This window comes from Paenibacillus sp. FSL R10-2782 (assembly GCF_038592985.1).
Classification (GTDB): Bacteria; Bacillota; Bacilli; order Paenibacillales; family Paenibacillaceae; genus Paenibacillus; species Paenibacillus terrae_C.
Map to the genome: position 1 here is coordinate 4685061 of NZ_CP151951.1, position 26864 is coordinate 4711924.

Annotated in this window: 29 protein-coding genes; 11 read left to right on the forward strand and 18 right to left on the reverse strand. The window is 45.0% G+C overall.

Annotated elements, in window-relative coordinates:
* Positions 1-22: 22 nt before the first annotated feature.
* The 4 genes from NST83_RS21465 to NST83_RS21480 form a co-directional block, all read right to left on the reverse strand.
* Positions 23-1201 carry a NupC/NupG family nucleoside CNT transporter gene (locus NST83_RS21465; protein WP_342415617.1) on the reverse strand — a complete coding sequence of 393 codons (1179 nt, stop codon included), beginning with the start codon at positions 1199-1201 and terminating at the stop codon, positions 23-25.
* Between the two features lie 77 nt (positions 1202-1278).
* A complete protein-coding gene (locus NST83_RS21470) occupies positions 1279-1674 on the reverse strand; it encodes a cytidine deaminase (protein WP_342415618.1) in 396 nt (131 codons plus the stop codon).
* Positions 1675-1704: 30 nt separating this feature from the next.
* A complete protein-coding gene (deoC, locus tag NST83_RS21475) occupies positions 1705-2367 on the reverse strand; it encodes a deoxyribose-phosphate aldolase (RefSeq protein ID WP_342415619.1) in 663 nt (220 codons plus the stop codon).
* Positions 2368-2553: 186 nt separating this feature from the next.
* Entirely contained in the window at positions 2554-3489 is a 936-nt protein-coding gene (locus tag NST83_RS21480) for a sugar-binding transcriptional regulator (protein ID WP_342415620.1), read from the reverse strand.
* 266 nt (positions 3490-3755) lie between these two features.
* On the opposite strand from NST83_RS21480, the gene NST83_RS21485 reads away from it, so the two are divergent.
* Positions 3756-4169, forward strand: coding sequence for a chemotaxis protein CheW (locus NST83_RS21485; RefSeq protein WP_137060374.1), 414 nt, complete (start codon positions 3756-3758; stop codon positions 4167-4169).
* Between the two features lie 99 nt (positions 4170-4268).
* On the opposite strand, the gene NST83_RS21490 is transcribed toward NST83_RS21485, so the two are convergent.
* From NST83_RS21490 to NST83_RS21510, 5 genes are all read right to left on the reverse strand, one after another.
* Positions 4269-5387 carry a slipin family protein gene (locus tag NST83_RS21490; protein WP_342415621.1) on the reverse strand — a complete coding sequence of 373 codons (1119 nt, stop codon included), beginning with the start codon at positions 5385-5387 and terminating at the stop codon, positions 4269-4271.
* A 158-nt stretch (positions 5388-5545) separates the two neighbouring features.
* Positions 5546-5737 carry a hypothetical protein gene (locus NST83_RS21495; protein WP_342415622.1) on the reverse strand — a complete coding sequence of 64 codons (192 nt, stop codon included), beginning with the start codon at positions 5735-5737 and terminating at the stop codon, positions 5546-5548.
* A gap of 737 nt (positions 5738-6474) precedes the next feature.
* Positions 6475-7575, reverse strand: coding sequence for a bifunctional diaminohydroxyphosphoribosylaminopyrimidine deaminase/5-amino-6-(5-phosphoribosylamino)uracil reductase RibD (gene ribD / locus NST83_RS21500; protein ID WP_342415623.1), 1101 nt, complete (start codon positions 7573-7575; stop codon positions 6475-6477).
* A complete protein-coding gene (locus NST83_RS21505) occupies positions 7572-8336 on the reverse strand; it encodes a GTP cyclohydrolase II (RefSeq protein WP_137060377.1) in 765 nt (254 codons plus the stop codon). Before NST83_RS21505 ends, ribD begins: the two co-directional genes overlap by 4 nt.
* Before the next feature lie 26 nt (positions 8337-8362).
* Positions 8363-9472: an FAD-dependent monooxygenase gene (locus tag NST83_RS21510; RefSeq protein WP_342415624.1), complete on the reverse strand. Its 1110-nt coding sequence runs from the start codon at positions 9470-9472 to the stop codon at positions 8363-8365.
* Positions 9473-9732: 260 nt separating this feature from the next.
* Here NST83_RS21510 and NST83_RS21515 point away from each other — a divergent pair, with 260 nt between their 5' ends.
* The gene (locus tag NST83_RS21515) at positions 9733-10068 is read left to right on the forward strand and encodes a helix-turn-helix domain-containing protein (RefSeq protein ID WP_342415625.1); all 336 of its coding nucleotides are present in this window, start codon (positions 9733-9735) and stop codon (positions 10066-10068) included.
* A gap of 124 nt (positions 10069-10192) precedes the next feature.
* On the opposite strand, the gene NST83_RS21520 is transcribed toward NST83_RS21515, so the two are convergent.
* On the reverse strand, positions 10193-10576 hold the full coding sequence (locus tag NST83_RS21520; RefSeq protein ID WP_137060379.1) for a helix-turn-helix domain-containing protein: 384 nt from the start codon (positions 10574-10576) through the stop codon (positions 10193-10195).
* A 160-nt stretch (positions 10577-10736) separates the two neighbouring features.
* Between NST83_RS21520 and NST83_RS21525 the strand changes: the two genes are divergently transcribed.
* Positions 10737-11255 carry a DJ-1/PfpI family protein gene (locus NST83_RS21525; RefSeq protein ID WP_342415626.1) on the forward strand — a complete coding sequence of 173 codons (519 nt, stop codon included), beginning with the start codon at positions 10737-10739 and terminating at the stop codon, positions 11253-11255.
* Positions 11256-11290: 35 nt separating this feature from the next.
* On the opposite strand, the gene NST83_RS21530 is transcribed toward NST83_RS21525, so the two are convergent.
* Positions 11291-12358 (reverse strand): DUF1835 domain-containing protein, encoded by a 1068-nt coding sequence (locus NST83_RS21530; RefSeq protein WP_342415627.1) that lies wholly within the window; start codon positions 12356-12358, stop codon positions 11291-11293.
* A gap of 116 nt (positions 12359-12474) precedes the next feature.
* On the opposite strand from NST83_RS21530, the gene NST83_RS21535 reads away from it, so the two are divergent.
* Positions 12475-13179, forward strand: coding sequence for a YoaK family protein (locus tag NST83_RS21535; RefSeq protein ID WP_137060382.1), 705 nt, complete (start codon positions 12475-12477; stop codon positions 13177-13179).
* 7 nt (positions 13180-13186) lie between these two features.
* Here the strand turns inward: NST83_RS21535 and NST83_RS21540 are convergent, their stop codons facing one another.
* Together NST83_RS21540 and NST83_RS21545 are read right to left on the reverse strand one after the other, a co-directional pair.
* A complete protein-coding gene (locus NST83_RS21540) occupies positions 13187-14362 on the reverse strand; it encodes an alanyl-tRNA editing protein (protein ID WP_342415628.1) in 1176 nt (391 codons plus the stop codon).
* 22 nt (positions 14363-14384) lie between these two features.
* On the reverse strand, positions 14385-15260 hold the full coding sequence (locus NST83_RS21545) for a LysR substrate-binding domain-containing protein (RefSeq protein ID WP_342415629.1): 876 nt from the start codon (positions 15258-15260) through the stop codon (positions 14385-14387).
* A gap of 117 nt (positions 15261-15377) precedes the next feature.
* On the opposite strand from NST83_RS21545, the gene NST83_RS21550 reads away from it, so the two are divergent.
* The 4 genes from NST83_RS21550 (at position 15378) to NST83_RS21565 (ending at position 19871) form a co-directional block, all read left to right on the forward strand.
* On the forward strand, positions 15378-16538 hold the full coding sequence (locus tag NST83_RS21550; RefSeq protein WP_342415630.1) for an MFS transporter: 1161 nt from the start codon (positions 15378-15380) through the stop codon (positions 16536-16538).
* Between the two features lie 118 nt (positions 16539-16656).
* Positions 16657-17187: a MarR family transcriptional regulator gene (locus NST83_RS21555; RefSeq protein WP_342415631.1), complete on the forward strand. Its 531-nt coding sequence runs from the start codon at positions 16657-16659 to the stop codon at positions 17185-17187.
* Between the two features lie 133 nt (positions 17188-17320).
* Positions 17321-18640 carry an HlyD family efflux transporter periplasmic adaptor subunit gene (locus tag NST83_RS21560; protein WP_342415632.1) on the forward strand — a complete coding sequence of 440 codons (1320 nt, stop codon included), beginning with the start codon at positions 17321-17323 and terminating at the stop codon, positions 18638-18640.
* Positions 18624-19871, forward strand: coding sequence for an ABC transporter permease (locus NST83_RS21565; RefSeq protein WP_342415633.1), 1248 nt, complete (start codon positions 18624-18626; stop codon positions 19869-19871). Before NST83_RS21560 ends, NST83_RS21565 begins: the two co-directional genes overlap by 17 nt.
* Before the next feature lie 89 nt (positions 19872-19960).
* On the opposite strand, the gene NST83_RS21570 is transcribed toward NST83_RS21565, so the two are convergent.
* The gene (locus NST83_RS21570) at positions 19961-20521 is read right to left on the reverse strand and encodes an NAD(P)H oxidoreductase (RefSeq protein ID WP_342415634.1); all 561 of its coding nucleotides are present in this window, start codon (positions 20519-20521) and stop codon (positions 19961-19963) included.
* Positions 20522-20684: 163 nt separating this feature from the next.
* On the opposite strand from NST83_RS21570, the gene NST83_RS21575 reads away from it, so the two are divergent.
* A complete protein-coding gene (locus tag NST83_RS21575) occupies positions 20685-21080 on the forward strand; it encodes a helix-turn-helix domain-containing protein (protein WP_137060390.1) in 396 nt (131 codons plus the stop codon).
* Between the two features lie 100 nt (positions 21081-21180).
* On the opposite strand, the gene NST83_RS21580 is transcribed toward NST83_RS21575, so the two are convergent.
* On the reverse strand, positions 21181-21765 hold the full coding sequence (locus tag NST83_RS21580) for a LysE family transporter (RefSeq protein ID WP_137060391.1): 585 nt from the start codon (positions 21763-21765) through the stop codon (positions 21181-21183).
* Positions 21766-21877: 112 nt separating this feature from the next.
* Here NST83_RS21580 and NST83_RS21585 point away from each other — a divergent pair, with 112 nt between their 5' ends.
* Together NST83_RS21585 and NST83_RS21590 are read left to right on the forward strand one after the other, a co-directional pair.
* Complete coding sequence (locus NST83_RS21585) at positions 21878-22432, forward strand: XRE family transcriptional regulator (protein WP_342415635.1); 555 nt, start codon at positions 21878-21880, stop codon at positions 22430-22432.
* 121 nt (positions 22433-22553) lie between these two features.
* Positions 22554-23780 carry a sugar efflux transporter gene (locus NST83_RS21590; protein WP_342415636.1) on the forward strand — a complete coding sequence of 409 codons (1227 nt, stop codon included), beginning with the start codon at positions 22554-22556 and terminating at the stop codon, positions 23778-23780.
* 9 nt (positions 23781-23789) lie between these two features.
* Here the strand turns inward: NST83_RS21590 and NST83_RS21595 are convergent, their stop codons facing one another.
* The 3 genes from NST83_RS21595 to NST83_RS21605 all read right to left on the reverse strand — a co-directional run bounded on the left by NST83_RS21595 (position 23790) and on the right by NST83_RS21605 (position 26771).
* Positions 23790-25007 (reverse strand): macrolide family glycosyltransferase, encoded by a 1218-nt coding sequence (locus NST83_RS21595; RefSeq protein WP_342415637.1) that lies wholly within the window; start codon positions 25005-25007, stop codon positions 23790-23792.
* Positions 25008-25318: 311 nt separating this feature from the next.
* Entirely contained in the window at positions 25319-26356 is a 1038-nt protein-coding gene (locus NST83_RS21600) for a low specificity L-threonine aldolase (RefSeq protein WP_342415638.1), read from the reverse strand.
* Entirely contained in the window at positions 26349-26771 is a 423-nt protein-coding gene (locus tag NST83_RS21605) for a MarR family winged helix-turn-helix transcriptional regulator (protein ID WP_044644586.1), read from the reverse strand. The genes NST83_RS21600 and NST83_RS21605 overlap by 8 nt, the downstream gene beginning before the upstream one ends.
* Positions 26772-26864: the final 93 nt, after the last annotated feature.

A 26864-nucleotide genomic window follows, 5' to 3' on the forward strand; every position in this document is an offset into this window, starting at 1 on the left:
CTTTCCTAACTCGCTGTTTTTTTTACAAAAACAACCCTGCAATAATTGCCGACAGCACGCTAACCAGCGTCGCGCCGTACAACAGCTTCAGACCAAAGCGGGCCACCACATTCCCCTGCTTCTCATGCAGACCCTTCACAGCCCCGGAAATGATACCGATGGAAGAGAAGTTTGCAAAAGATACAAGGAACACCGATACGATCCCGACCGTGCGCTCCGACAAGCCCGTTTGCTTGGTCAGATCCAGCATTGCTACAAATTCGTTGGACACGAGCTTGGTGGCCATAATGCTGCCTGCCTGAACCGCTTCGCTCCATGGAATGCCCATGACAAAAGCGAAAGGCGCAAACACATAACCAAGCAATGATTGGAAGCTTATTCCAAGGGCCCAAGAGAAAATTCCGTTAACCATGGCAATCAGCGCCACAAAACCGATCAGCATCGCAGCTACCGTAATAGCAACCTTGAAGCCGTCCATAATATACTCCCCGAGCATTTCGAAGAAGGACTGCTTCTCTTCATCCTGAACCTCCAGCAAATCATCTTCCTTCTCAATCTTGTACGGATTAATAATCGAAGAGATAATAAAACCGCCGAACAGGTTCAATACCAAAGCAGTAACCACATATTTGGGGTTCAACATTTGCATGTAGGCTCCCACAATCGACATGGACACCGTAGACATCGCAGACGCACACAGCGTATACAGTCGATGCTTCGGCAGGAGACCAATTTGCTTTTTAACGGAAATAAACACCTCGGATTGACCCAGAATAGCCGAAGCTACAGCGTTGTAGGATTCCAGTTTACCCATTCCGTTTACTTTGCTCAAGACAAGCCCGATATATTTAATAATAAAAGGCAACACTTTGACATATTGCAAAATCCCAATCAGCGCGGATATGAACACGATCGGCAGCAATACACCGATAAAGAACGGCGCCGCCCCTTCATTCGCAATCCCGCCGAATACAAAGTTAATCCCTTCCATAGCGTACCCAATCAGACTGTTAAACCCTTTTGCAAAACCTTTGACCAGAATTTCACCAATCCCTGTATTCAGCAATACAAAAGCAAGTGCCGCCTGCAATACAACCATAACCACCAGCGGACGATACCTGATTTTACGTTTGTCACTGCTGGCAACGTAAGTAAGTGCAAATACAACAAGCAGTCCCACCAGAGCGATTACATATTTCATTTTAATTTCCCCCTTATTACATTAAGCGCTTACATTACCCATAAAAAGAATGCGCCCCGAAAGAGGCATTCTTTTTTTTATTTCCCCAGATCAGCAGGTCGAAAAGCACCCGGCAGTAGTTGGTCCACCGTCCACTCTTCCGTGTTGCCATGAAGGTTGGTCAGATACACTTTGGTATCTGGTTGAGCAAATTCGGAAATCACCTGACGACAGGCTCCGCATGGAGACACAGGCCCTTCCGTATCTGCTACAATCGCAATGGCATCAATTTTACGGCAGCCTTCGGATACCATTTTAAAAATCGCTGTCCGTTCCGCACAATTGCATAAGCCGTAAGAGGCATTTTCCACATTACATCCTCGATAAACCGTGCCATCGCTTCCGAGAACCGCAGCACCGACCTGAAAATTCGAGTACGGAATATATGCCTGTTTACGCGCCTCAAGCGCTTCCTGAATCAATTGATCCTTCATCGCGAATCCCTCCATGACTTTAAAATGAACTTAGTAGGAAGATGTAGACTGCTGGCCCTCGATGATTGTCACACCGGAACTTGCACCGATACGGCTTGCGCCCGCTTCCACCAATTTCTGTACGTCTTCCAGACTGCGTACGCCGCCGGAAGCCTTAACACCAATCTCAGGTCCTACGGTTTTGCGCATCAAAGCCACATCTTCCGCAGTTGCTCCGCCAGTAGAGAAGCCTGTCGACGTTTTCACGAAATTCGCTCCTGCTTTCACGGACAGCTCAGAAGCCAGTACCTTTTCTTCGTCTGTCAGCAAGCATGCTTCGATAATCACTTTTACCAGTGTACCCGCCGCTGCTTCCACAACACCACGGATATCCTGCTCTACCAATTGCAAATTGCGTTCTTTCAAAGCACCTATGTTGATGACCATGTCAATTTCAGTTGCACCGTTGGCAATAGCATCCTTCGTTTCGAACGCTTTCGTTGCCGTCGTATTCGCTCCCAGCGGGAAACCGATAACGGTGCAAATGTTCACGCCTGTACCAGCCAGTTGCTCTGCGGAGTAAGCTACCCAGGTCGGGTTCACACATACGGAAGCAAACTGATATTTCTTCGCTTCAGCGGTCAATTTTGTAATTTCATCCTTCGTCGCGTCTGCACGCAACAATGTATGGTCGATTAATCCTGCAATGTTCATTCTCTAAACGCTCCTTCATTAGAGAGATCGTATGAGGACCGATGTCCTTTACTTCTCTGTGATAAGACCATCATAGCACGGTGTTGAACATATGTAAAATACATTTTGAAATTATGTTCAAACCTGCGCATGAGGCGTTACCTACAGTCCACTTTAGCTTATACAGCCTCACGCTGAGCCATATGTTTACTGTAAAAGTGCCTGTGCCGTAAACTGGTCTGTCACCAAAATATTCGCATACTTACCACGCAGCGACGCCCGGATGGCCTCCACTTTGCGCTGTCCTCCGGCAACGAGAATCGCCTTCTCCTTCTTGCGCAAATCAGGCAAATCAATGCCGACGGTACGACTGTTAATTTCCGGACTGCATATGTTGCCCTCATCATCAAAAAAACGTGAGCAAATATCGCCCTTGCCGATTTTTTGCAGCAGCTTCTGTTCCTCATGGTTAAAATAGCCCAATCTGAACAACAGCGCATCCTCTTTGACCGTCCCCACCGTAAACACAGCAATGTTCGCCTGCTTGCCAAGCTCAATGATACGCTGGATGTGCCGATCCTCCTCAACCATTTTTTTGACAGCATAACTATCAAAAATCACAGGCAGCGGCAAGTATCGTGCAATCGTGTGAAAGGCTTCCGCGAACAAATTCACCGTCTCCACAGCATACGTGTTGACATGCGAATGGCTTACGCCTCCTTTGAGCTGTACGACCTCGACGCCCTTCACCTGCTTTTGCTGGAGATGAAGCGCCACCGCATGCATCGTTGTTCCCCACGTCACTCCAATAATATCTGCATCTTGTACCGTTTCATGCAAATAATCAGCAGCTTTTTTGCTAATATGCTTCTTGATTTCCTGATATTCATTTAACGGCGAATAGCAGACCAGAACAGTATCCAGCCCGTATTTCTTCTTGACCTGCTCTCCGAGCTCATCCATATCCTCCATCGGATCAACAATACTGATTCTCACATATCCCTGTTCCTTGGCAGCTTGAAGCAACCGCGATACCGTGGGACGCGATACCCCGAGTCTGACTGCAATTTCTTGCTGACTATAGTCGTTCAGATAGTATAATCTGGCTGCCTCGATACTTAGACGCTGCTTTTCATGTTCCATTCTACCTCAACCCGCTTATCTTAAAATGTAGTGCCACCGGAAACAACTTCAATCTCCTAAAGCATCTCATATCAGGAGAAACTGAGCGCCATGCCTTGGCCATTTGGAAGATTTAACTGCTATTTTGTGATATTCTGTGAATAGAACCTGGCTACATAGCACCTTCAACTTTATCTTTCCATTTGTTAAAACGCAATAGTTAACCCATTTTAACGTCACTTCACAACCTGTAGCAGTCTTATCTCAAATGTAAGGAGAATTGGCCTATGTCCGAATTTATTGTGTGCAAACTGGCGAGCAAAACGTTCGCTTTAAACTTTGTAGAAGTGGAAGAAGTCATGAATGCCAGGAAAGGAACACCGCTTCCTTTTTCCGAGTCATGGCATGAAGGAATGGTCACCATTCGAGGTGACGTATTTACGATCCTGAATTTGCGCAAAAAGCTGCAGCTCCCCGCTTCAAACGAGTCCTCCGAGGACAAAATGATTTTGCTCAGCCGGGCAAAAATTGCTCTGCTCGTCGATCAGGTGGAGGATACAGCTTCCGCCCTGGACAGCCAGTTGAAAAGCAACGAGGAAGAGTGGCAGCGCGAGCTGTTTCCTGCCGTACTAGAGCATCAGGGCGCACTCGTTCCGGTGATCGATATGGACGCGTTTCTCGCTTCGACCAAGACGAATTAAGCGTATTGATGTAAAATACCACCCAAAGCTTGAGTCGTCTCGCGCTCATCTTTTGGGTGGTATTTTGCGTTAAGGGACGTGAAACCTACCGCTATCCCTCTATACGGTCCCCTGTCCATCCTTCATGTGAACCAGCGTGTTCAACTGTTCCAGCAGCGTATTCCCGCCAGTCAGTGAAATGCTTCCAATCTTCTCGCAGATTTTTTCCAGAAACTCCAGCTCTTTGAGACGGTAGAGGGTGGCATTTTCATCCATCAGCTTAGCGGTATTCAGCAGACTGCGAGTAGATGCTGTCTCTTCGCGCCGTGTAATGAGATTGGCTTGCGCTTTTTTCTCTGCCAGCAGCACCGTGTTCAAAATATCCTTGATATCCCCCGGCAAAATAATATCCTTCACCCCTGCCGACGTAAAAGCAACCCCATACTCGCCGCTTTGCTCATTCAGACGGGTCAAGACATATTCCGCAATTTCCTGCTTCATTTTCAACAAATCATCCAGCTTCATCGTTCCGACATACTCACGCAGCACCAGTTGAAGCATAATGTACATTTGCTCCTCGAATGCCCGAAATTCCAGCGCCCGCAGCGGGTCAACTATGCGGTACTGACAGACGAAGTTCAGGCGCAGTGTAATTTTGTCCTCTGTCATGATTTCCTGCCCCATCAGGTCCATCTGCTGCTGACGCAAATCTATCGTTCTGATCTCCGTGTTCACCGTCGACATCCAGAAATAATATTTCCCCGGCTTCAGCTCGCCTTGCAGCACGTTATCATAATACAGGAAGCCCAGCTCATAGCTTGCCACCTGAAGCGCCTTCCAGTAACCCTGTGTCTTGGCCAAAAAAGCTTGCCCCAACGCCTTGTCAATCGCAGGCTGCCGGGTATCCGCATGAACAAAACGATGCTCCTTGAGCACGTTCCAAAAAGCATATTTACCAGCGGGCAGCAGCTCCACGAACCGATTATCCTCATAATGCAGCACATATTCATAATCCTCTACATCGACGACGGTCAATTGCTCCAGTAGAACGGAATCCGTCAAAAACAAACGAATATCGTGATCCGGTACAAAAAATGGTTCAGCAACATTCAAAATCTCAACCGTTTCCTGCTGAAATGTCTTCAATACATAAGTCCCCGGCAGCAGCAGTTTGTGATAGCTTCCCTTTTTAAACAGCAGCCCGCGCTCATCCGATTTAATCGTTATTTTCTTAAACATCGTATCACTCCTAGTATTTAAAATCCTCAGCTTAAAAGTGTGCATTTTTATGTAAGGCGGCTCCGCGATCCATTTGATCTTCCGATCGCTGTTCGCACAATATAGTCAAAACATACTTTTAAAATGAGGATTCTTCATTTTTATTCGTTGTAACAGGGTTAGTGACCCTGGCAGAGCATCCCTTCGGGGTAGCGGGCGGGGCCAAGCTTGAGGAAAAAGGAAGGTGCCGCTTGTTCCCGTGTTGCGAGGATGGAATTTATCAATCCAACATCGACTGTAAATTCGCACTCCCGAAGCCTCGGGGCCTGTCGGCGCTTGCTCTCTCCGGTATCCGCTGGCCGCATAGCCACCTCCCCGACTCCTGTCATGTGGACCAGAAACGGGATACTCTCATCCGGGTCTTTTCATTGGTTTTTCTCGATTTTTTGAATACTCTACCATGAGTCGCTTGGAAGGCGATTGGGATTCGAACCCTAATTTGGTGGATACATCAGATTTACAGGATACCTCACCCGATCAGAGCAGGCACTGCGGGACCATTTGAAATCCTCACCTCGGTAATATCTTTCTGTATCAGCCTTTAACATTATCACGCACACCCGCACTCACGAACATGGCGAAAGTATTACGACTCCTAAATAAAACAAAAAAAGACACCTGAGAAGCACATTCGCTTCCCTCGTGTCTTTTGTCATATTGCAATATATGTAAACTTCTTCATTCTCTAAACCATTCACACCATTAGGTGTTCACCCTATGAGTTATTCATCCCATTAACCATTCACCCTAATAAACGTTAAGTATACAAAAAAGAATCCTCCAGGCTTTCTAGCCCTTCAGATCCTCAATCTTTAAGTCTCTAAGTCCTTTTGCCCTTCCCCCATTGCCCTACCCCATTTCGGAAAATGAGTTACTTTGTGGCGGGTAGTAGCGGAGCGGAGGGGTTGAATCTGGAAAAGCGTGAGCGTTCGCCTTTGCAGTGGGATTCTTACCTCTACATATTTTATACAATCCGAAGAATCCCGCTGCAACAGCGATCGGAAGATCAACCCCTTCGCGGAGCGCTTTCTCCCACCCACAACCTCACTCATTTGTCCCGCTCAAAATACCCTTCTATTTTCCAGTCCACGCCGACCTGCGTTACGCTCAAATCCTGCAACGCCACCGCATCGCTCATGGCGGACACGCCTTCTCCCCCGAGAAAGCCCGGTGCTCCACGCCCTCCAACCAGCTTCGGCGCAATGTACAGCACAAGCTTGTCAGCCAGTCCTTGCTGCACGAACGAAGCGTTCACCTCGGCCCCGCCCTCCACGAACACCGAAGCTACCTCCGCCGTACCCAAAATATCCAGCATTTGCGGCAGGTTGACCCGTTCACTGCCTTCATCCTGTGTCGGATATACCTTTACACCCAACTGTTCCAGTTGGCTCCGCTTGTCTTCATCATAAGCACGTCCTGTAAATATCCAGGTAGGTGCCTCACCATCTGTAATGACACGGGCATCCAAAGGAATGCGAAGCGTGCTATCCAGAATGATGCGAATCGGATTCCGACCTTCCGGCAGACGAGTCGTCAGCTGCGGATTATCGTGAATGACTGTCTGTACACCGACCAGTATCCCCACATGCTCGTGACGAAGACGATGCACATCCTCCCGTGCCGCATCGGACGTAATCCATTTGCTTTCCGAGGTTCGAGTGGCAATTTTGCCATCCAGCGTCACCGCCGATTTGATCGTGATAAAAGGACGCTTGCTCACGATATATTGGTTAAACACTTCATTCATGCGGACAGATTCCTGCTCACATACCCCAGTGATGACCTCAATACCCGCATCCTTCAAGATTTGTACCCCTCTGCCCGAAACCAGCGGGTTCGGGTCCAGCGCTGCAATAACGACCCGACGGATGCCAGCCTTCACAATCGCTTCCGCACACGGGCCTGTCCGTCCATGGTGAGAGCAAGGCTCCAGCGTTACATAAATTGTCGCTCCCCGGGCATGTTCCCCCGCCATACGCAAAGCATGAATCTCGGCATGTGGCTCACCGGGCTTCAGATGAGCGCCGATCCCGACGATACGGCCGTTGTTCACAATGACCGAGCCGACGAGCGGATTCGGTTCCGTTTGTCCCTTGGCACTTTTGGCATTTTCCAGCGCCAGGCGCATGTATTTCTCGTGAGTGGTCATAGTACCTCCCTGAAATCGAAATCCCGCAAATGGCCGGACCGTTCCACCTTCGTATTCAAATACCGTTCATTATATTGCGACACATCGCCCCACAGCGGCATACGGCCAGCCACGTTCATACCAGATTGCTTCAGAGCTTCCAGCTTCTTAGGATTATTCGTAATCAAGGTTACCGGTTTTTGTCTCAGGTGACGAAGCACACTAATCGCATCCGCATAATTGCGAGTATCATCTTCAAAACCCAATTGGTGGTTGGCTTCAACAGTATCCATACCGTTCTCCTGCAAAATGTAGGCCATCGCTTTGCTGAACAAACCGATCCCACGGCCCTCATGGTTTGCCAGATAAAACAACGCACCCGTTCCGTGCTCCACAATCATTTTCATGGACTGATGGAGCTGAAATCCGCAATCACAACGCTTGCTACCAAAAATATCTCCAGTATGGCAAATGCTATGCATACGAACAAGCGCATTCTCCGATTGTTGAAGATCGCCGTACACCAATACGCTCGATTGTTGTCCTTCTGCCAAATCCAGCGTGGACAAACGCTTCACAATCGTGTCAGCGGTGGCATTCAGCAGGTCCTGACGATCCTCCTCATCCCGTACAGGCAACCAGCAATACCATTGAAAAACAACTGTTTCCCCTTCCAAATTGACCGGCAGCTTAATCGGCCCTACCAAAATCGTCGAGGATTGCTCTCCGCGAATCGTTTGAATTTTATCGTTAAGTAGCGTAGCTACGTCTTTTTGGTTCATCTCTCTGCACCATCCTCTATATAAGCTTACTTCTGTATGATCTGGTTTTCTATGGGTGAAAAATGCTCATGAAACGTGGATTCCATCGTAAGCTGTCGTTCCTGAAGCTCAGTGACAGTCTGCCGACGCCCGTCTTCAAACGCCTTTAGACCCTCTGTGGTATATCCACCCTGCTGACGCAAACGAAGAAGCTCACTCGCCAATACATCGGCATCCTTCAAGGCTGCATTTAGGCCAAAAGCTCCGGTAGGTGTCATGGTATGCGCCGCATCTCCAATAAGGACCAGTCCGTTCTGCGACCACGTATCACTGCGGCTACTGAAAATATCCAACGGTACAAAGTCCTTCCACGAACGAATCTGATCATGTACGCTATGCTCTAAATCCGGGAAAGTCTCAACTAACAAGTGTATGAACGGTTCAAACGACTGCTTAAACAAGGTAGGAAAGCTGCCTTCATCTACGTTCCAGCCCATTTGAATATAGCCCTCAGCCTGCGAAAATAAAGACAACTGCCGCCCGTTGACCAATGCCAGACGTGTGACAGGCTCCCATCCGGCAGGTGCCATAATTTTGGCCCACAGCAGATCATAGCCGTGTCTGATATTCGTCACTGGCATCTGCGCCAGCTTGCGCACGGTCGAATAGCGACCATCTGCCCCGACAATAATAGAGCTGCGAATCGTAACCTCATCGCCGTTCTTATCGCAAGCGATCAAGCCCGTGTATCCCTGCTCGCTATCGCCTTCCAGCGCAGTCACTGTCGTGCCCGCCAAATAACGAAAGGACTCGTACGTTGAAGCCTGCTTGAGCAGAGCCTCCAAAAAACGAGGCTGTGGAATGTGAACCCCCACATTACCTTCCGCTGGCTCAATCGTCTTCACCTGCTGCTGATGCTCCCAATATTCGATTCTCGTCGAAGCGAGGACGTACTCCTCATGAATTTGTTCAAGCAGCTTATGCTTTTGGATCACTTGCAGACCCTCATCATTTAAAATTTCGCCGCGAAAAGCCTTTCCCGCCACGCTCTGCCGCTCAACCAATATCGTCGAAACACCTTGCTCCGCCAGCAAACAGGATAACAAGGCCCCGGCTGGTCCTCCCCCAACTATGCATACTTCGCATTCCAGCTTCATCTGACTTCCCCCTACACCTAAACCATGACCTCAACAATTAGTTCGTACCTGTCAATTTAATTGCATCGTTATAATATCAAATTTTAAGGATTTATATATGAGCATTTTGCATATATATACGTCCGTATCGAATTTACAAGTTACTTTATGTAACAAAGTATATTTATATCATTCAATTTCGTCAAGTTATAAATTTATGTAAAGTAAATTCATTTACTTTTAACAGTTGATCGTTAATAATAGGATCATGAGGTGATCAAATGAACATTCCGCAAATGTGCCCACGGTTTGAAAAAGCTATGGAGCTATTGAGCAAACGTTGGACGGTATTAATCGTGTTTCAACTAACTAGCGGTCCGCAACGATTTGTCGCTATCGAAAATTCAATCCCCAATTTAAGCGGGAAGGTCCTTTCCGATCGCTTGAAGGAGCTTGAAGAAGAAGGAATCATACAACGTATGGTTTATCCTGAAAAGCCGGTTCGGATCGAATACTCCCTTACGGATAAGGGACACGATTTAGCGCCATTGTTTGACCATATCGGGACTTGGGCTACCCGCTGGATTGAAGTTCTGCCAGCAATTGAGCAGCAATAACCTGGTTAAACCAACACGGACACAGACTGCTAACATGCCAAAGAACGCCTTTGCCCCAAGTACAATTCGTACTCATGACGCAAGGCGTTCTATTTTTCATATGACGGATTGCCCTATGATTTACTTATATATCGCCACGTTGCATTTCCTCGCGTATGGACTGCACCCGCTTTTTTCCCCAATCATACATCATCTCTACAATCGGTAAAATCGTCATCCCCAGCGCGGTCATTGAATATTCCACTTTTGGGGGCACCTCGGGATACACTTCCCGGTGTACAATACCATCCTCCATCAATTCTCGCAGTTGATTGGTCAGCACTTTATGAGACAGCTTTGGAAACAGCCTTTGCAAGTCACTGAACCGGTGCGGCCCTTCCACCCCCAGATGCCATAAAATGACGACCTTCCACTTGCCGCTTAACACTGACAGGGTCAGTTCCTTTTCACAGTTATAGTCTCCGTTGACGATTTTCTCCCGTATTTCTTCTCTCAGCGTATCAGACATATATCGGTTAACTCCTTCTATTCCATCATGATCTTGTACCGTACTTGCTTCATAATTGTAACCTGCAGGTAACCTCCGCACTTGAAAGTGCATTCTTCACAGCCGAACGAAACCATCCTACAATAATAGATATCGTTTCACATTCAAGGAGGAATGAAGTATGAGTAAAAAGGCTCTTTTTATTATACCCCCGGAACGCTTTAATGAAGATGAATTGTTTAAACCGAAGGAAGCGCTGGAGCAAGCAGGCGTTACTGTGACGCTGGCCAGTACCCAAACAGGCGAAATTACTGGTGACTACAATGGGAAAGCAACCGCGAATCTGGTTATTACAGACGCGGTCCCTACTGATTATGACGTAGTCGCTGTAATCGGCGGATCAGGCACGAATGATCATCTGTGGAACAACGCGGATCTCCAAGCCCTGCTGAAACAAACGCATGAGCAAAAAATTCTGTTGTCCGGCATCTGCGCAGGCTCTGTAGCCGTGGCCCAAACCGGGCTGCTATCCGGCAGAACGGCTGCATGCTATCCGGTGGATGTGCAAAAGGATCAGCTCCAGACGCATCAAGTCGAATATGTGACTCAGCATGTGGTTGCCCATAGCGACATCATCACTGCTGATGGTCCAGACGGCGCACAAGAATTTGGCGAAGCCCTCGTCCATGCCTTGCAGTAGGTTCGAGCCGAGTCCCAACATTATAGGTAATACGATCAAGCATTTTCAGGTCCTTTTTTTATTGGACTTGGAGATGCTTTCTTTCTAATACTATAACGTCTCATGGCTCCTGGGACTCCCTTGATTTCCAGCATTCCCTCATAAATCAGGGCTCGAAGCCGATATTCGAAAAATTCATCTCCCATCTGCTGATCCAGGTGTCCCATAGCTTCTCCGATCACTCTTGCTGATTTGATAAAATCAGGCTGTGCTTGCTGCTTGTACAACTTATCCACCTTACTCAAAATATAGGTGTCATAGTAGTTTTCTTCTACACTAACGATGCTTCCATCCTTCCATATACGTAGCACCTCAGGCTTCATCGCCAGCTCACACCATTCTTCCGCCATTCGTTCTCTTTCTTCTGGTGTTAAAGAAATACCCTTGTCCTCTTGACTTAGAATAGCTTGTAGTTTGTCAGCAGGTATCTCGCCTGATCGTAAGCCTGTAGCTTCCGGACGTTTAAATACACGTCTGTAAGCATCTGCCGCATTTTTAATCCGAATATCGTTAGACCTATTCCTCAGCAGGTACATGCTTAAACGAAGCCCCACCTGCTCAGGCACATTGCTCCCTGTCCAGATCGTAATGTCCGCCTGCGCTGGAATAGCAGCAAACTGCTTCAGCAACAGAAAATCATCCCTTTCAGCATCCTCATCATGCTCATCATAAATATAATCTCTGAACCATTCCCGCCGTTGCCTACGCCCCATTTCCTGCTGAAGCTGCCCCAATGGGCCAATGGCATAGTTATCCCGAAAAGAAATAACCCGATGTGTATCTTCCCATCCCAGTTGTTTGAGTGCTATTTTCATACTCCCTGCAAAAGAATCGCCAATCACAATATGCACCTGCGTACCACCCTCGTCAGGCTCCCACCATGAGCGTCTATTTTGAGTCTCAAGCAAGTAATCATATAACTCTGACACTTGCTCATACAAATCATCTTTAGAAGCTTCCTTCCGTTTCACAGCTTCTGTCACTTGTAAGATGTCTATCAGCCATAATCTTTGTTCACCCGCAGTCATGCTGCGAATTGCCTCCACAAATCCTTTATTCTCCATGACTTCTTCTCCTTTTACACCTGTTTTTTCGTGCCGCAGTGTCCAATGGAATTGTCGAATCGGAATAGTCGTGCTATGTTAGAGGAATCGACGTTGTAGCATAGGAGGCTTATGCCGTGAATATGAAAGGCAAAATCCATTTACATCAAGTAACGTCCGAATCGTTACGACTGGGCGCCTTACTTTCTTTAGTAGGAGGGTTTCTGGACACATACACGTTTGTCGGAAGAGATGGCGTGTTCGCCAATGCACAGACAGGCAATATCGTGCTGCTGGCTGTCAAAGCCATTCAGGGAAACTGGGGTCAGGCGTTAGCTCATATCCCGCCCCTGATCGCCTTTTCACTGGGTGTTTTTGTAGCCGAGGGAATTAAGAGAAAATCCACCCACCGTCTGACACCGGACTGGGCCCGTGCCATTCTACTGCTGGAAATTTTCATTTTTTTTATCGTGGGTCTGATTCCGCAGTCGGTTCCCAATACGGTGGTGACGGTGATCGTCTCATTCGTTGCTTCTGTACAAATGACTTCCTTCCGCAAGCTCATTGATGCGCCGTACACCTCCACCGTCAGCACGGGGAACCTCAGATCTGCGACAGAGGCGATGTATATCGCCATTACGACCAAGGACACGAATGCTGCCATTCGTGCCATGCGTTACGGTGTCATCCTGACCACCTTTCTGATCGGAGCTTTTCTGGGAGGATTTTTGACGTTGGCTATTGGAGATAAAGCCATCTGGGGCGCTGTAGTGGCACTCATTTTTTCTTTTATTTTATTTACGGAAAAAGAACATAAGTGGAAGCTACCCCTGAGCCACTAATCCTGCATTAGCCCTGAATAAACTGCCGCTGGGCGGTTTCAAAAAAGTTCAAAAGGTCTTCACGTGACGAAAACGCTGCCTGAGCCGATTGGTTGCTGCCGCCACCCTTTCCCTGAAACGCGCCCAGATGCTCTTTAAAATACGCCCCGCAGGCAACATCCTGTGTGCCGTTATGCGTCAGAATGATTTTGTTTTCTGCTGTGGTGGCTAATATTACAAGTAAATCATGTTCAGATGTCAGCTTGACAGCCATTTGCTGTAATTCCTGAAGGGCTTTTTGTTCAAAAATATGAGCCAAAACGTTCCCCTGAACAGCAGAAAGCAACTCTGCTGTCTGATACGAAGTATTTTCTTCTTGCAGGATGTCCACTTGCGCCTTGAGCTGCTTATGCTCCTGCTCCCACTTTTCAAAGCGGGTCAAGATATCCTTGCGCCCGGTATTAAACTTCGAAGACAGCACGTCCAAAATCTGAAGACTTTCGTTAAAATCCTGAAGCGCGCGAACGCCGCATTTAAAATGGATTCTCGCCAGCCCCTTTTGCTTCTCCCATTTCAGACATTTGATCATTCCAATTTCTCCGGTTCGGCCGACATGTGTACCGCCGCAAGCATTGTATTCAATACCTTCAATCTCGACAAAGCGGATATTCTCCGTTACTTTTGGCATTTTCACAAGTGGAATGTCCTTCAATTGCTCATTCGTTACAACATAACTATGGATGCTGCGGTTACTATAGATTTGCCGATTCACTTCCTGCTCGATGGCGGATAACTGCGCAGGTGTCAGCTCAGAACAGTTTACATCAATTGTGGCGTACTCTTGTCCCAGATGAAAGCTTTCCGTCTGCGCTCCCAGCAATTCCCGACAAATCGCCGACAGCAAATGCTGTCCACTATGCTGCTGCATATGATCAAATCTGCGCTCCCAATCCAACGTACAAGCTACCTTTTCATCTTCCGGCAAACGTTCAACCTGATGCCAAATATCGCCCTCCTCCAGAAAAACATCCATCACCGGAATGCCCTGAATCGTTCCCGTATCACATGGCTGACCCCCTCCATGCGGATAAAAAGCCGTTTCCTCCAGCATAACAAAATTTCCGCCGTCTCTTTCCATGCTGCGAGTAATATAAGTCTCCCACTCCGTAAGGGTCGGAGAAGAGTAGTATAGTTTTGTTGTCATTCAAGGTTCCTCACTTTGGATTTCAATTTTTAAAAAACGTCTCCATTTTTTGAATAAAGGCTTTTGCGGCTGGACCTACATATTTATCTACACGATAAAACATTTCCAAATGTCGGGTAGGCGCATGCTTGATCGGAATCGCGCGAATCCCCAGTGACCCGAAGCTTTCAATCAGTTGGCTCGGCTGAATCGTAGCTCCTATGCCTTCTTTCACCAGTTGAAACAGGGACGTTGCTGAGCCTGTTTCCATCAAAGGATGGATTAAAATCCCCTGATCTTCACACCAACGATCCACCAGATCACGCCCGACAAACCCTTTGGGATACATCACTAAAGGCATGTTTGCCAAGTCTTCCGGTACAATTATATCTTTGTCTGCTAAATCATGTTCTGTATTTACATACAAGCTGTGCGTTTCCGTATAAAAAGGGATGCGGTGCAAACGGTGATCCGAATGAAGCCCCAAGCCTACTCCAATATCCACTTTATTATCGAGCACTTCATTGTAAATATCAATCGAGGGAATGACCTGAACCTTCGTATGAGGAAACTCCTTGTGAAAGCTGATCAGTATAGGAGTCAGTCGATAATCCAGATCAGAGGGCAGAACCGCAACACGTAAATGACCGTTATGGAGATGGGTCAGATCAGATATAGCGTTTTTTGCATTTTCCAATTGCTGAATGACTTGTGAAGCGTAGTGCTCCAAAAGCTCGCCTGCTTCCGTCTTTACGGTTTTCTTGCCGATACGGTCGAACAAAGGGACCCCCACCTCATCCTCTAATACCCGTATTTGCTGGCTCAGCGTAGGCTGCGAAATCCCCAGCTTGTAGGCGGCCTCAGAAAAATGCAGCTCTTTGCACAATCGAAGAAAATATTGCAATTGCCGTATTTCCATAGAACCTCGCCTCCGAATCATAGTTTATAACTATTGTTTATATAGAATAAATAGTATTGATCTATTATATAGCGAAATCTACAATGAATTCAATGTTAAAGAAAAGAGGCGATTTGTATGCGTTTGGTGTATCTCATCCTGATTATATTTTTTATCTCCTTAAATTTAAGACCCTCCATTACGTCCGTCGGGCCTTTACTGGATATCATTCAAGCTCATTTGGGATTAAGCGGGGTGAACGCCAGTTTAATCACGGCGCTGCCTATTTTTTGTATGGGCCTCTTCTCTCTGTCATCTATCTGGCTCCAGCGTCGCTTAGGTATTGAAAGGTCTTTGCTTGCAGCTATGTTGTTGATCCTCATAGCCACGTTCCTGCGCATGTTCGTTCATCATACTTCCTTCCTGCTCGCTACCGCTATATTCTCTGGAATAGGTATCGGAATCGCAGGCCCCTTGGTTGCGGGGTTTATCAAAAAATATTTTCCCGAGAAACCAGGGTTAACCGGGCTTTATTCCGTTTCCATGGTAATCGGAGCAGCCGTTGCATCCAGCTTTTCTGTCCCACTTTTCCGGCAAATGGACTCTTGGCAGCACGCTCTAAGCTTCTGGAGCATTTTAGCGGTTCCCGCTGTGCTACTCCTTCTTCCCCTGCTTCAAAAAAGAGAAGCACCTGCAAAAAAACTGCGGATTTCATCTTTCTCGATCAGGAATAAACGGGTACATTTATTTACTTTATTTTTTGGCTGTATGGCGGGTATTTTTTACGCTGTGACTGCTTGGCTGGCCCCCATCGCGCAAGCTGCGGGTTTAGACCATGCTCAATCCGGTATGGTGCTTACCCTATTTACCCTGATTCAAATCCCGGTAAGCTTCTCCATTCCTCTTCTTGCCGGTAAATCAGGAAACAGAACAACATGGCTGCTTCTATGTGGTCTATCTGAATTGATCGGCATTGTCCTGTTGATGACACACTCTTCTCCCTGGGTGGCTGCTATTTTCCTGGGCATCGGCGCTGGTGGACTGTTTCCTTTAGCGCTACTCATTCCAATCGAAGAAGCAGTGCATACAGAAGAAGCCACCTCATGGTCTGCCATGATGCAATTTGGAGGATATTTGCTAGGCTCTCTGGGACCTGCCTTGATCGGGCTGAGCCTCGACCTTTTTCAGACATTTACACCAACCTTGTTCATACTGGCTATGATCATATGTACGATGATGGTGGTGGGCTTAAAAATAGGGAACAAAGCTAAACTTCCGCTTTCCGATAAAATTTTATAAACTCCGTAAACAAAGAATCTCATTAAAATTTAGCTTGTAATTTAAATATTATTGTATTATGATTAGCCCGCTAACAAAATTTTGAATTGTAATAACTTCCAGCAGAAAGGAGAACCCTATGGATTTTGATTTACGGGATTTGCCCACTCGTGAAACACTTCAAGAATTTTCCAAGCGTATTCCCGAGATTGATATCAAAGCCACAGAAGCCATGCTATTCTTTATGCGCGTATCCTCCAGTGCTTTTAAAGTTAGCTTTGAGGGCTTTGAACAATTCGGTATATCTCATGGAAAATTTTCAATATTAATTCTCTTGTACCGAAACATGAACATAGGACTGATGGCTACAGAGCTTGCGGAGAAAGTGGGAATAAGCAAACCTACTGTTACCGGACTCATTGACCGCTTAGAGCGCGATGGTCTTGTCCTTAGACAAAGTCACCCTTCTGACCGTCGTATGAGCATCGTTAAACTGACTGATCAAGGGACAGAACTGATGGAGCGGCTTCTGCCTGTACATTTTACAAGCACCTCCAGGCTGATGAGCCACCTATCCACCAATGAAAAAGAGTTATTGCTGATGTTACTGCAAAAAATAGAACTCGGCATTCCCCAAGCACAAGAACTATATAAAAAAGTGAAACCTTAATAACTCTAAAATCTACGCTTTAGTTAGCCGGGTTACTTTTTAATTTTAAAATAAATAATATCTACATACCCTATTATTTATTCTATCTTCATGCCTAATCCAATTGATTAACTTAAAGGAGCGTATTTACTCAATGAATCGCACACAAGTCACCAGTCTCATTATTCCTCTAATTTCTATTGCCTGTCTGATTGGCGGAGGTTTTCTGCTTCAAACCAACGGACAAGACCAAGTCAACGCTTCACGATCTGTTAAAGGTACAACCCTGAATTCCGACAGCATTCATGTATCCTTTGAACAAGTAGGCGGAAAAGTCCTCAGCATTCCAGTAAAAGAGGAAACTCCCGTAAAAAAGGGGGCTATCCTTATGACGCTGGACGCCAAAGATGTAGATTTGCAAATTGAGCAACTACGAACACAAATTGCCCAGTTCAATACACAGATCAGCCAACAGCAAAAATCAATTGACTTAGGTTATGCACGAGCTGCAACTCAGGAAAAGCAGGCACAGCTCGATATTGCACAATCCCAAGTAACTCAAAGCAAGAGTCAAGCAGCATTGCAGCGGGCAGAAGCCGCTGAGCGTCAAGCCACAGCAGCGGAAAAGCATGTCAATGATGGTGCTCGACATGAGGACATTCAGCAACAGCGAATTGCAGTAGCCTCCGCAACCAAAAGCGTTCAGACGGCCCAAATTAACTATAATCGTAACAAAGCACTATATGATGCAGGCAGTGTATCCAAAGCTGCATTGGATGATGCCGAGTCATCATTGACTTTAGCTAAAAATCAGTTGAGTCAGCAACAAGAGTCTCTGCAAAAGCTGCTCAATGGCGCAACCACAGAAGAACGAATGCAAGCCAAAGAGCAAACGACACAAGCATCTGTTGCTGTAAAACAAGCAGCGGAAGAAATTCGTGGTGCCCAATTGTCCGTGGATCGTTCCAAAACACAACTGGAAACCATTCAGCAAAGTCGTCAACAGCTAGCAGATCAGAAGCTGGCCGTTGATCTTCTACAGCAACAAAAGGAAACACAGGAAGTCCAGCTTAAAACGCTATTACTCAAAAAAGAACGTCTGGTGTTGAAAGCACCGCAGGATGGCAAGATCACTGCTATCAGTACCAAAGTGGGCGAAAATGTGGGACAAGGGTCTCCCGTTATTACTTTAGAAACCAACGAGTTATATTACGATCTCTATGTGAGCGAAGATCAAGTGGGGAAATTTAAAGCCAATAAAGAAGTTAAAACCCACATCTCGGCTCTAAATAAGGATTTGCAAGGTGTTGTACGCTATGTTACATCTGCACCACAATTCGCTAATGTAAAAATGTCTCGTGAAAAAGGTGAGGCGGATACCGCTACATTCCAAGTACGTGTATATGTACCAAAAGAATCTACTTTGCTACCGGGTATGACAGTTGAGGTGAATACTGATGAAATCTCTTCGTGATGAATGGACGCACCTGGTTCATTCCAAGTACCCGATCATAGCTATCATTTTTCCGCTGATTGCAGTGCTGGGATATTCACTGCTACTCCCAAGCAGCCAAATTAACGAAGCTAACGTAGTCGTGGTGGATCAGGATAACACAGCCTATAGCCGTGAGTTCATCCAGAAAATAGATGCCTCCCCTAACATGAACGTGGCTGAGGTTGTTTCATACACTGACAACCCTGAACAATATTTTTATCACGAGAAATTTTTGGCTGTTATTTCTCTGCCGAAGGGGTTAGAGGCCAATCACAATCGCTCCCTTTCCAGTCGTGTGGGGCTGATTCTGGATAATACCAATGCGCAATCTATTACTTTGATTCGCACGGCCATGCAGGAAATTAGCGTATCCGAGAATATGGGACTGTCCGTTCCAGCTATTATGAAAACAGGAATGAACGCGGAACAGGCCCAGGGAGCCCTGAATGGTATTGCTCTGGAAGTACGTTCTCTCTTTAATCCAACCAATGATTATCAGAATACATCAGTGCTTGCATTTACCTGTATGTTCTCCTTTATGATGTTAAACATTAACAGCTTGCCTCTGATCGCCAGACTAAGGGTTTCCCGAAGGCTGGCTGCAGAACTTCAAAATCCGTTCAATATATTGCTGCGTATTCTTCCTTACACGCTGTTTTCGACGGCAGGTTTAATCTTCTCTCTCGGAGTACTTAAAATGTTTGGGGGCAGCCGTTTCGAGGCCAATCCGGTTCTCTTTATCATTCCGGTTGTTCTGTACGTATTCGGTACAGTTTGTCTCAATATTCTGGTAGCATGGGGAGCCGCACATCCGGGAGTAGCCATCGGCAGAATGGTTATTGTACTCATGCCTGCTTTTGTGCTCTCGGGAGCCGTTCTTTCAAGATCGTTATTTCCGTCTTTAGCAATCCAAATCGGTGATTTCTTTCCATTTGCATGGCTGTACAAATTTGTGCGCTCGATGGGACTGCGTGGTGCACCTTTACAAGAAATGCTTCCCGAGCTTGGATCCATGTTACTATATGTCGGTGTACTCTCCATGCTGGTCATAGCCAGAGCGCTGTGGGAAAAACAAAAGCTGGCCAAAAATGCTACAGGCGATGCTCCTGGAATGGGAGCGGCTCATTCCGCTGCTCCCAGTATGCCTGGCAGCGGAATCTCTGCACAAGGAGGTGCGTCCGCGCCTATACACAAGCCAATAAAAGGGTAGCTATCCCCACTTCATACTTAAAATAAAAAGCACCTTTGAAATCACTATAACAGTGGTTTTGAAGGTGCTTTGGGATAGCTACCTCAGGTTTACTTATATGCTCGGCCTAATTGATAAGCGTGCTCCAGCAGACCTTCAATGTAGTCCTTCGATTCGGACAGAGTATCATAGAAGAACTCCACCTTGGACTCTCTTACTCTTGCGTAACCAGCAATGGCTTTGTTCAGATAATGAGTAATCATATCGTGGTATTCATACTTGATCAGATGTTCTTTCGTCCCTCCCGCCAAGCACATCCACAAAACCTGCTTTGTCGTAAACTCCTGAAGCAAACCTATGTTCCACACTTTATCCAGATATCCCTTTAGCATGGAAGGGACGCTATACCACCATAGAGGAAACACAAAGACCAGAGCATCCGCAGCCGCAACTCTATCCATCTCTCTCCGTGTTTCAGGAGCATATTGTTTATGAGGTGAATTCCAATCCAATTCATCTGCTGCGCTGTACACCGGATTATACCCGTCCCGATCCAAGTCCAAAATATCTACCTCGTGCTTATTCTCTTTCAATCCCTCTACAAAACGATTCATGACTGCAAGGGTAAGTGAATCCTCTCTGGGATGCGTAACGACCAATAGAACTTTCATGATTTCGTAACCTTCTTTCTCCTCGTGATTGGTGTACCCTGTCTACAGATGCTATTATGGTTGATATATATGAAGGTGTGAAGTACGCACTTCAATGTACCGTAGGTACTTTAAGGTTCCTTAGTGCTTTTTTTGCACTACAGATCCGAGAGGAGAAAAGCAAATGAAAGATAATACCAAAACATATATGCTCGGGACTGAAGCGACCTTTGAGGTCATCGGCGGGAAATGGAAAGCCATTATCCTGTATCATTTAACCAGCGGCAGAAAACGTACATATGAGCTCCGTCAACTCATTCCGAAAATCACCCAAAAAGTGCTTACCCAACAGCTTAGAGAGCTGGAAAAGGACGAAATCATCCACCGAATTATCTATAACCAGGTCCCACCCAAAGTAGAGTATGAGCTTAGTGAATACGGATGGGATTTTAAAGATTTGCTCGATCGTTTTTGCTTATGGGGAGAAGAACACTTAGACAGGGTTTATGGCGATAAAGCAACGGTGCTGGAGGAATATTCTATGGAAGAGCCTTGTAGAGAAAAAAATAAAGCAGACTGAACGGCCTTTTCGCCATCGCTTCATCAGCTGTCCGCAAAAATACAAAACAGTCCTAATGAAGATTTCCTTCAACGGGACTGTTTGTATGACTTGCATGTCGTCATTCTACAAGAATCGAAATTGCACTATATACTAATAACAAAGCCATTATTATATTAAACTGACTTCTATATTTGGATAAGAACTTTTGAAAAACGGAGCCAAACACACTCCAACAGAATGTACTCATAAAACCAACAAAAGCTAGAAATAACGAATACAATATCAAGCTGAAATTGGAATGGTGATATGGAAGGATGAAGGTTGATATAGCAGTGATACCATATAAAATTCCTTTCGGATTGATAAATTGTAAAAGCATACCTGTTAGAAAACTGTTATTCTTGCCCCCATCATTATCATTACCATTCTCTTTACTCATCATTATTTTTACAGCCAGATATAGCATATAGGCTGCACCCAGGATCGTCATCACAAATTGAATTTTGGGAATGAAATTTTCAAGCAACAAATTAAAATAACTACTCAATAACATGATTACAAAGAAACCTGCACCTACTCCTGAACAAAATCGAATTGTCTTTTTAAGCCCGAATTTATTAGCAAAGAGCATGGCCATAATGTTATTGGGGCCTGGCGTAAAACTGGTAACAAAAACATATAACAAAAATGATAATAAAGGCACTTGGGAACCCCCTCTTCGATGTATGCTATAATGTACAAAAAGAACAATATAACGTTTTACGTTTTATTGTACAATACAGACGTTATATTGTACACAGGTGCAGGAGGTATTTATGGAAACCATCAATCTGATCATTGCCAAAAACTTAAAAGCCTTTAGAGAACATAAGAAATTAAGTCTTGAAAGGGTCGCAGAACTCACTGGAGTAAGCAAAACGATGATCGGTCAAATTGAAAGAGGCGAATCCAGCCCTACAATTACAACGATTTGGAAAATAGCCAACGGATTAAAAATTTCCTTTTCCTCACTCATAAATAATCCCCAGCCAGACACAAAAGTGGTTTTAGGAAGTGAGATTCAAACATTAACTGAAGATAACGGAAAATATCGAGTCTATCCCCACTTCCCCTTCGAAGATGATAGACGCTTTGAAGTTTATTCAATCGAGATCGAACAAGATGGCTTCCTAAGTGCTGATTCGCACGGAGAGGGAACAGAGGAGTTCTTGACTGTTTTTGATGGAGAATTAACGGTCCGTGTAAATGACATCGAATATACAGTCAGAAGGGGTGATTCCATCCGATTCAAAGCTGACAGACCCCATACCTATCATAATTCAGGGGAAACATTAACTCGGTTAAGTTTGGTCTTAAACTATCCCATTTAAATAAGTCCAAAATAATATTTTAAATAATGTAAATATACAAATTATGCTAAAATCATATATAGTTTAGATAGGATAGACAGTTACTATTCTTCTTCTAAATGTGAAGGGGTGTAAAAATGAAATGCTAAAGCGTATTAAAAATCTGTTCGTTATCCCTAACTACCCGCTATTTATGACCTGTATGCTATTGCAAGGTATGGCCATATCGATCAGCGCACCTTTTTTGGCTGTATATTTTACAACTACACTTGGCGTATCTGTTGGAACCTTTGGTGTTTTTACGGCTGTGACCTTGATTTGTGGTATATGGATAAGCTCTCTGATTGCCAAGCGTTCTGATACTGGATTAGATCGTAAACAAATTTTGGTTATTTGTACGTTATTTAATGCGATAGCATTTGCAGGGTATCTTTTCATTCAAAATTTTTATGTACTTTTTATATATATGACTGTCTTCACGGCAATGGGAGCACCTGGAATGCCACAGTTATTTGCCAGTGCACGTGAAGCGGTAAATCGCAGTAAATCAGCTGATCATGCCTTTGCCAATTCAACACTTCGTTCTATGTTTTCTCTTGGGTTTATCACTGGACCGCTCTTTGGGTCTTTCCTGATTGCACATACCGGCTTTAAAGGTATTTTTGTAGGGACAACTTCTATTTTTGTATTTATCGCTGTTCTACTATTCTGTTTTATTAAGCAATCCCCTGTTCAGCTCAAAAATAAGGATCAGACTTCACCTCATCACATTACATTACATAAAAATATTGAGATTCTGATACCGTTCTCAGTTCTCACTTTGCTCTATGTGGCACACTGGATGAACAGTTTAAATATTTCCTTATTTATCATTCATAATTTAAAAGGGGACACGAATGACGTTGCTCTAGTATCCAGTATTTGCGCGGTAATAGAAATACCTTTAATGATCATGTTAGGCGTACTTGCTGCTAAATACTCCAACCGTCTGCTTATATTTTGGGGAGCTTTAACAGGGATTGTCTATTATCTCCTCGTCCTTATGTCTACGGAGATATGGCAGTTATTAGTGGGGCAGCTTCTTCTGGCCTTCTTTGTTGCAGTGATTTCGGCCATTGGCATCAGCTACATGCAGGATTTGTTGCCTTCTCTTCCTGGTTATGCCTCGACGCTGTATTCCAATGCGACAACCATCGGAAGACTGGCGGGGAGCTTAATGGGCGGATTGACCGCTCAATGGATGGGCTATCGAAACTCTTATTGGGTATGTTTGGCCCTGATCCTCTGCTCCCTTGGTCTTCTAGCGATCTCCAAAAAATTAGAGTTTGAAAAATCGGCTGCTCTACAAGAAAGGAATCACAGTCTGTAGTCTGACACCTTATTTTTCTATTGTGGAGAAATGATTCATAATGATATCTGCCGCATATCTGTACCCGCCAGCCTGACGTAATGATTCGCCAATCACATGGGCCTGCTGTTTATACGTTGAATTACTCAAGACCTCTAGTAAGGCAGCTCTCAAAATAGCGGGTGTAAGCTCATTTTTATCCACAACTATACCCGCTCCCAGCTCCTGCACCCGATTGGCCACGATAGGCTGATCGGATGTTAAAGGGATCATGACCTGCGGCACATTGTAATACAAGGCTTCGCTTGTGCTGTTCATCCCCGCATGTGTAACAAAAGCGTCTACATGCTGCAGCATGTCCAATTGCGGAATATAAGGCTTGATAATAAAATTGTCAGGAATAGATTCCGACAATGGCTCCATATCTGTATAATTGCCTGAAGACAGCACAAACTGCACAGGTAAATCGTGAAATGCTGCAAAGCAAAGCTTATAAAACTCCAGGTCTTTATTCAAAATGGTTCCCATTGAGATGTAAACTGCCTGTGGATGGAGAACACGAAGTTGCTCGAACGGGAAAGAGGGCGCATCTTTACGTGGTACAATAGAAGGACCTGTAAAAATATAGCTGTTATCCAGCTTTTCAGCTTGCGGTTGAAAATAACGGCTTGTATAAACAATTTTCAAGCACCCAGCATGTGGAGCGATCTCATCCATAGCCGGGACGGCAACCTGAAGCTCATTAGCTAATTGCTGCGTTACTTTCATCGTGGCCGTATGCAGCCTTTTTACCTCTGGATCATTTTCATCCATGCCTTGGCCAGACCCCAGAGGTTCTACGAAAGCAAAAGAAGCAATAGAGCATATTGCAGGTATTCCCAGCTTCTCTGCTATAATCGTACCTCCCCAGCCCATCAAAGAGTCATAGATTAAATAATCATAGGTCCTGTTCTCTATAACTCTCAAAACCTCTGGAATAATCGGCAGGATCATACCTTTAACCATCATGTACACAAATTGATAATGATGTTTGTACTCCGCTGGCTTTAAATCGGCGTCTTTGGAAAAAGCATCATCAACAAAAGGATAGGTTATCAGTTTTGCTCCCGTTGGCTGAATTCTCGTACGAAATTCCTCCGTACATACATAATCCACTTCCTCACCACTGTCGACCAGTTGCTTAACTAATCCTAATGACGGATTAACATGGCCTTCAGCAGGCGTGATCACTACCAACACACGTGCCATCCCTACACCTCCAACATAATAAATTTATACAAACAACATAAAAGATCTAGCTTTTTTTCTAGCAAAAAATACATCTCACACTTAATATATCGAATATTTCCCATCAAAACAAATATATTCAATTTTTAAGCTGCGTATTTTCCGAATTCAACATTGCTTGCAGACCACACCAATAGGCGAGGTAAACGCTTGGGATTAAGTAAAATACAAAAAAAAAACCATACTTCGCTGCAATACATGCAACAAAGTATGGCCTATTACATAGTCATTCTACATCTTTAAGATTCTATGAACTGATTTCCCCATTAAATTTACTGTAATGCTTGGATATCCTGAATCAGCATTTCAACATTGTCTTTCTTCGTAGCCCAGCTGGTACAAAATCGAACGGCACTACGTGTAGCATCAACTTTTTCCCAAAAGGAAAAGGTATATTTTTCGCTCAGTGCTTTTAATGTACGATCTGGAAAAATCGGGAACTGCTGATTGGTTGTAGAATGATATAGAAATTGAACTCCTTGTTTCGTTAGCGAAGTTTGAATCAACATGGCCATATCTATAGCGTGCTTGGAAATCTCATAGTATAAACCATCTTCAAATAAAGTTTCAAACTGTATACCCAACATTCGTCCCTTCGCCAGCAGTCCTCCTTTTTGCTTGATCATGTATCGAAAATCTTTTTTCAAAGCATCATTGATAATGACTACCGCTTCTCCCATCAATGCTCCAATTTTTGTACCGCCGATATAAAATACATCACACAGCTTCGCTATATCTGCTAAAGATGCATCGTTGTCCACTGCAACCAGGCCATACCCCAAGCGGGCACCGTCGATAAACAAGGGTAAGCCACATTCCCGGCAGATTTGACTTAACGCTTCCAGCTCGGATTTAGTATAGAGCGTACCATTCTCGGTAGGCTGGGAAATATAAACCATACCAGGCTGTACCATATGCTCAAAAGTGCCATCATTCCAGTGAGCGTCATACAGCTCTTTTACCTGTTCGGCCCGGATCTTCCCATCATCACTTGGCAAAGGAAGTACTTTATGTCCAGTAGCTTCAATCGCGCCGGTCTCATGTACAGCAATATGCCCAGAATTTGCAGCAATAACACCTTGATGCGGACGCAAAATAGAAGAGATCACCGTTGTATTGGTCTGTGTACCTCCAACTAAAAAGTGTACGTCCGCATTTTCGGAGTCACATGCTTTTTTAATATAAGCTCTGGCTTTCTCACAGTGCTCGTCCACACCATAGCCTGGGGTTTGTTCATCATTCGTCTCCAATAGTCGCTTTAATATGCGCTCATGGGCACCTTCGGTATAGTCGCATTCAAATCTAATCATTTTGTATTCTCTCCAATTTCTCTAGTTTGTTCTGAATGAACACCATAGAAGTATGTAATTCTTTAATCTCTTCCTCGGATAGACCTTGAACTAATTTTATGACTTGTTCGTCAGATCTTTCATCCAGTTGGTGATAAAACGCTTTTCCTTTAGGCGTCAATCGAATCAGATTTGTTCTATTATCCACCGAAGAATTTTCCTTAACAAGGAAGCCCTCTTTGCAAAGTTTAGCAATGATTCTACTCATATAACTACGATCAATTTTAAGAGAATCGACTAACGTATTGGCTATACATGGTTCGATCATACCGATCTCTACAATGACCCGTGCCTCGGTAAAGGAATACCCGCTATCCAGCACATGTCTATCTAATAAACCAAGTATATTGGTATAAAATCGATTGAAATGTCTCATATCTGCGATGATCTTAGCATCTATATTGATTTATAACTCCCCCTATTTAGTGGACTTATGCAACAATTATATTAATGATTTTTGTGGACTCTG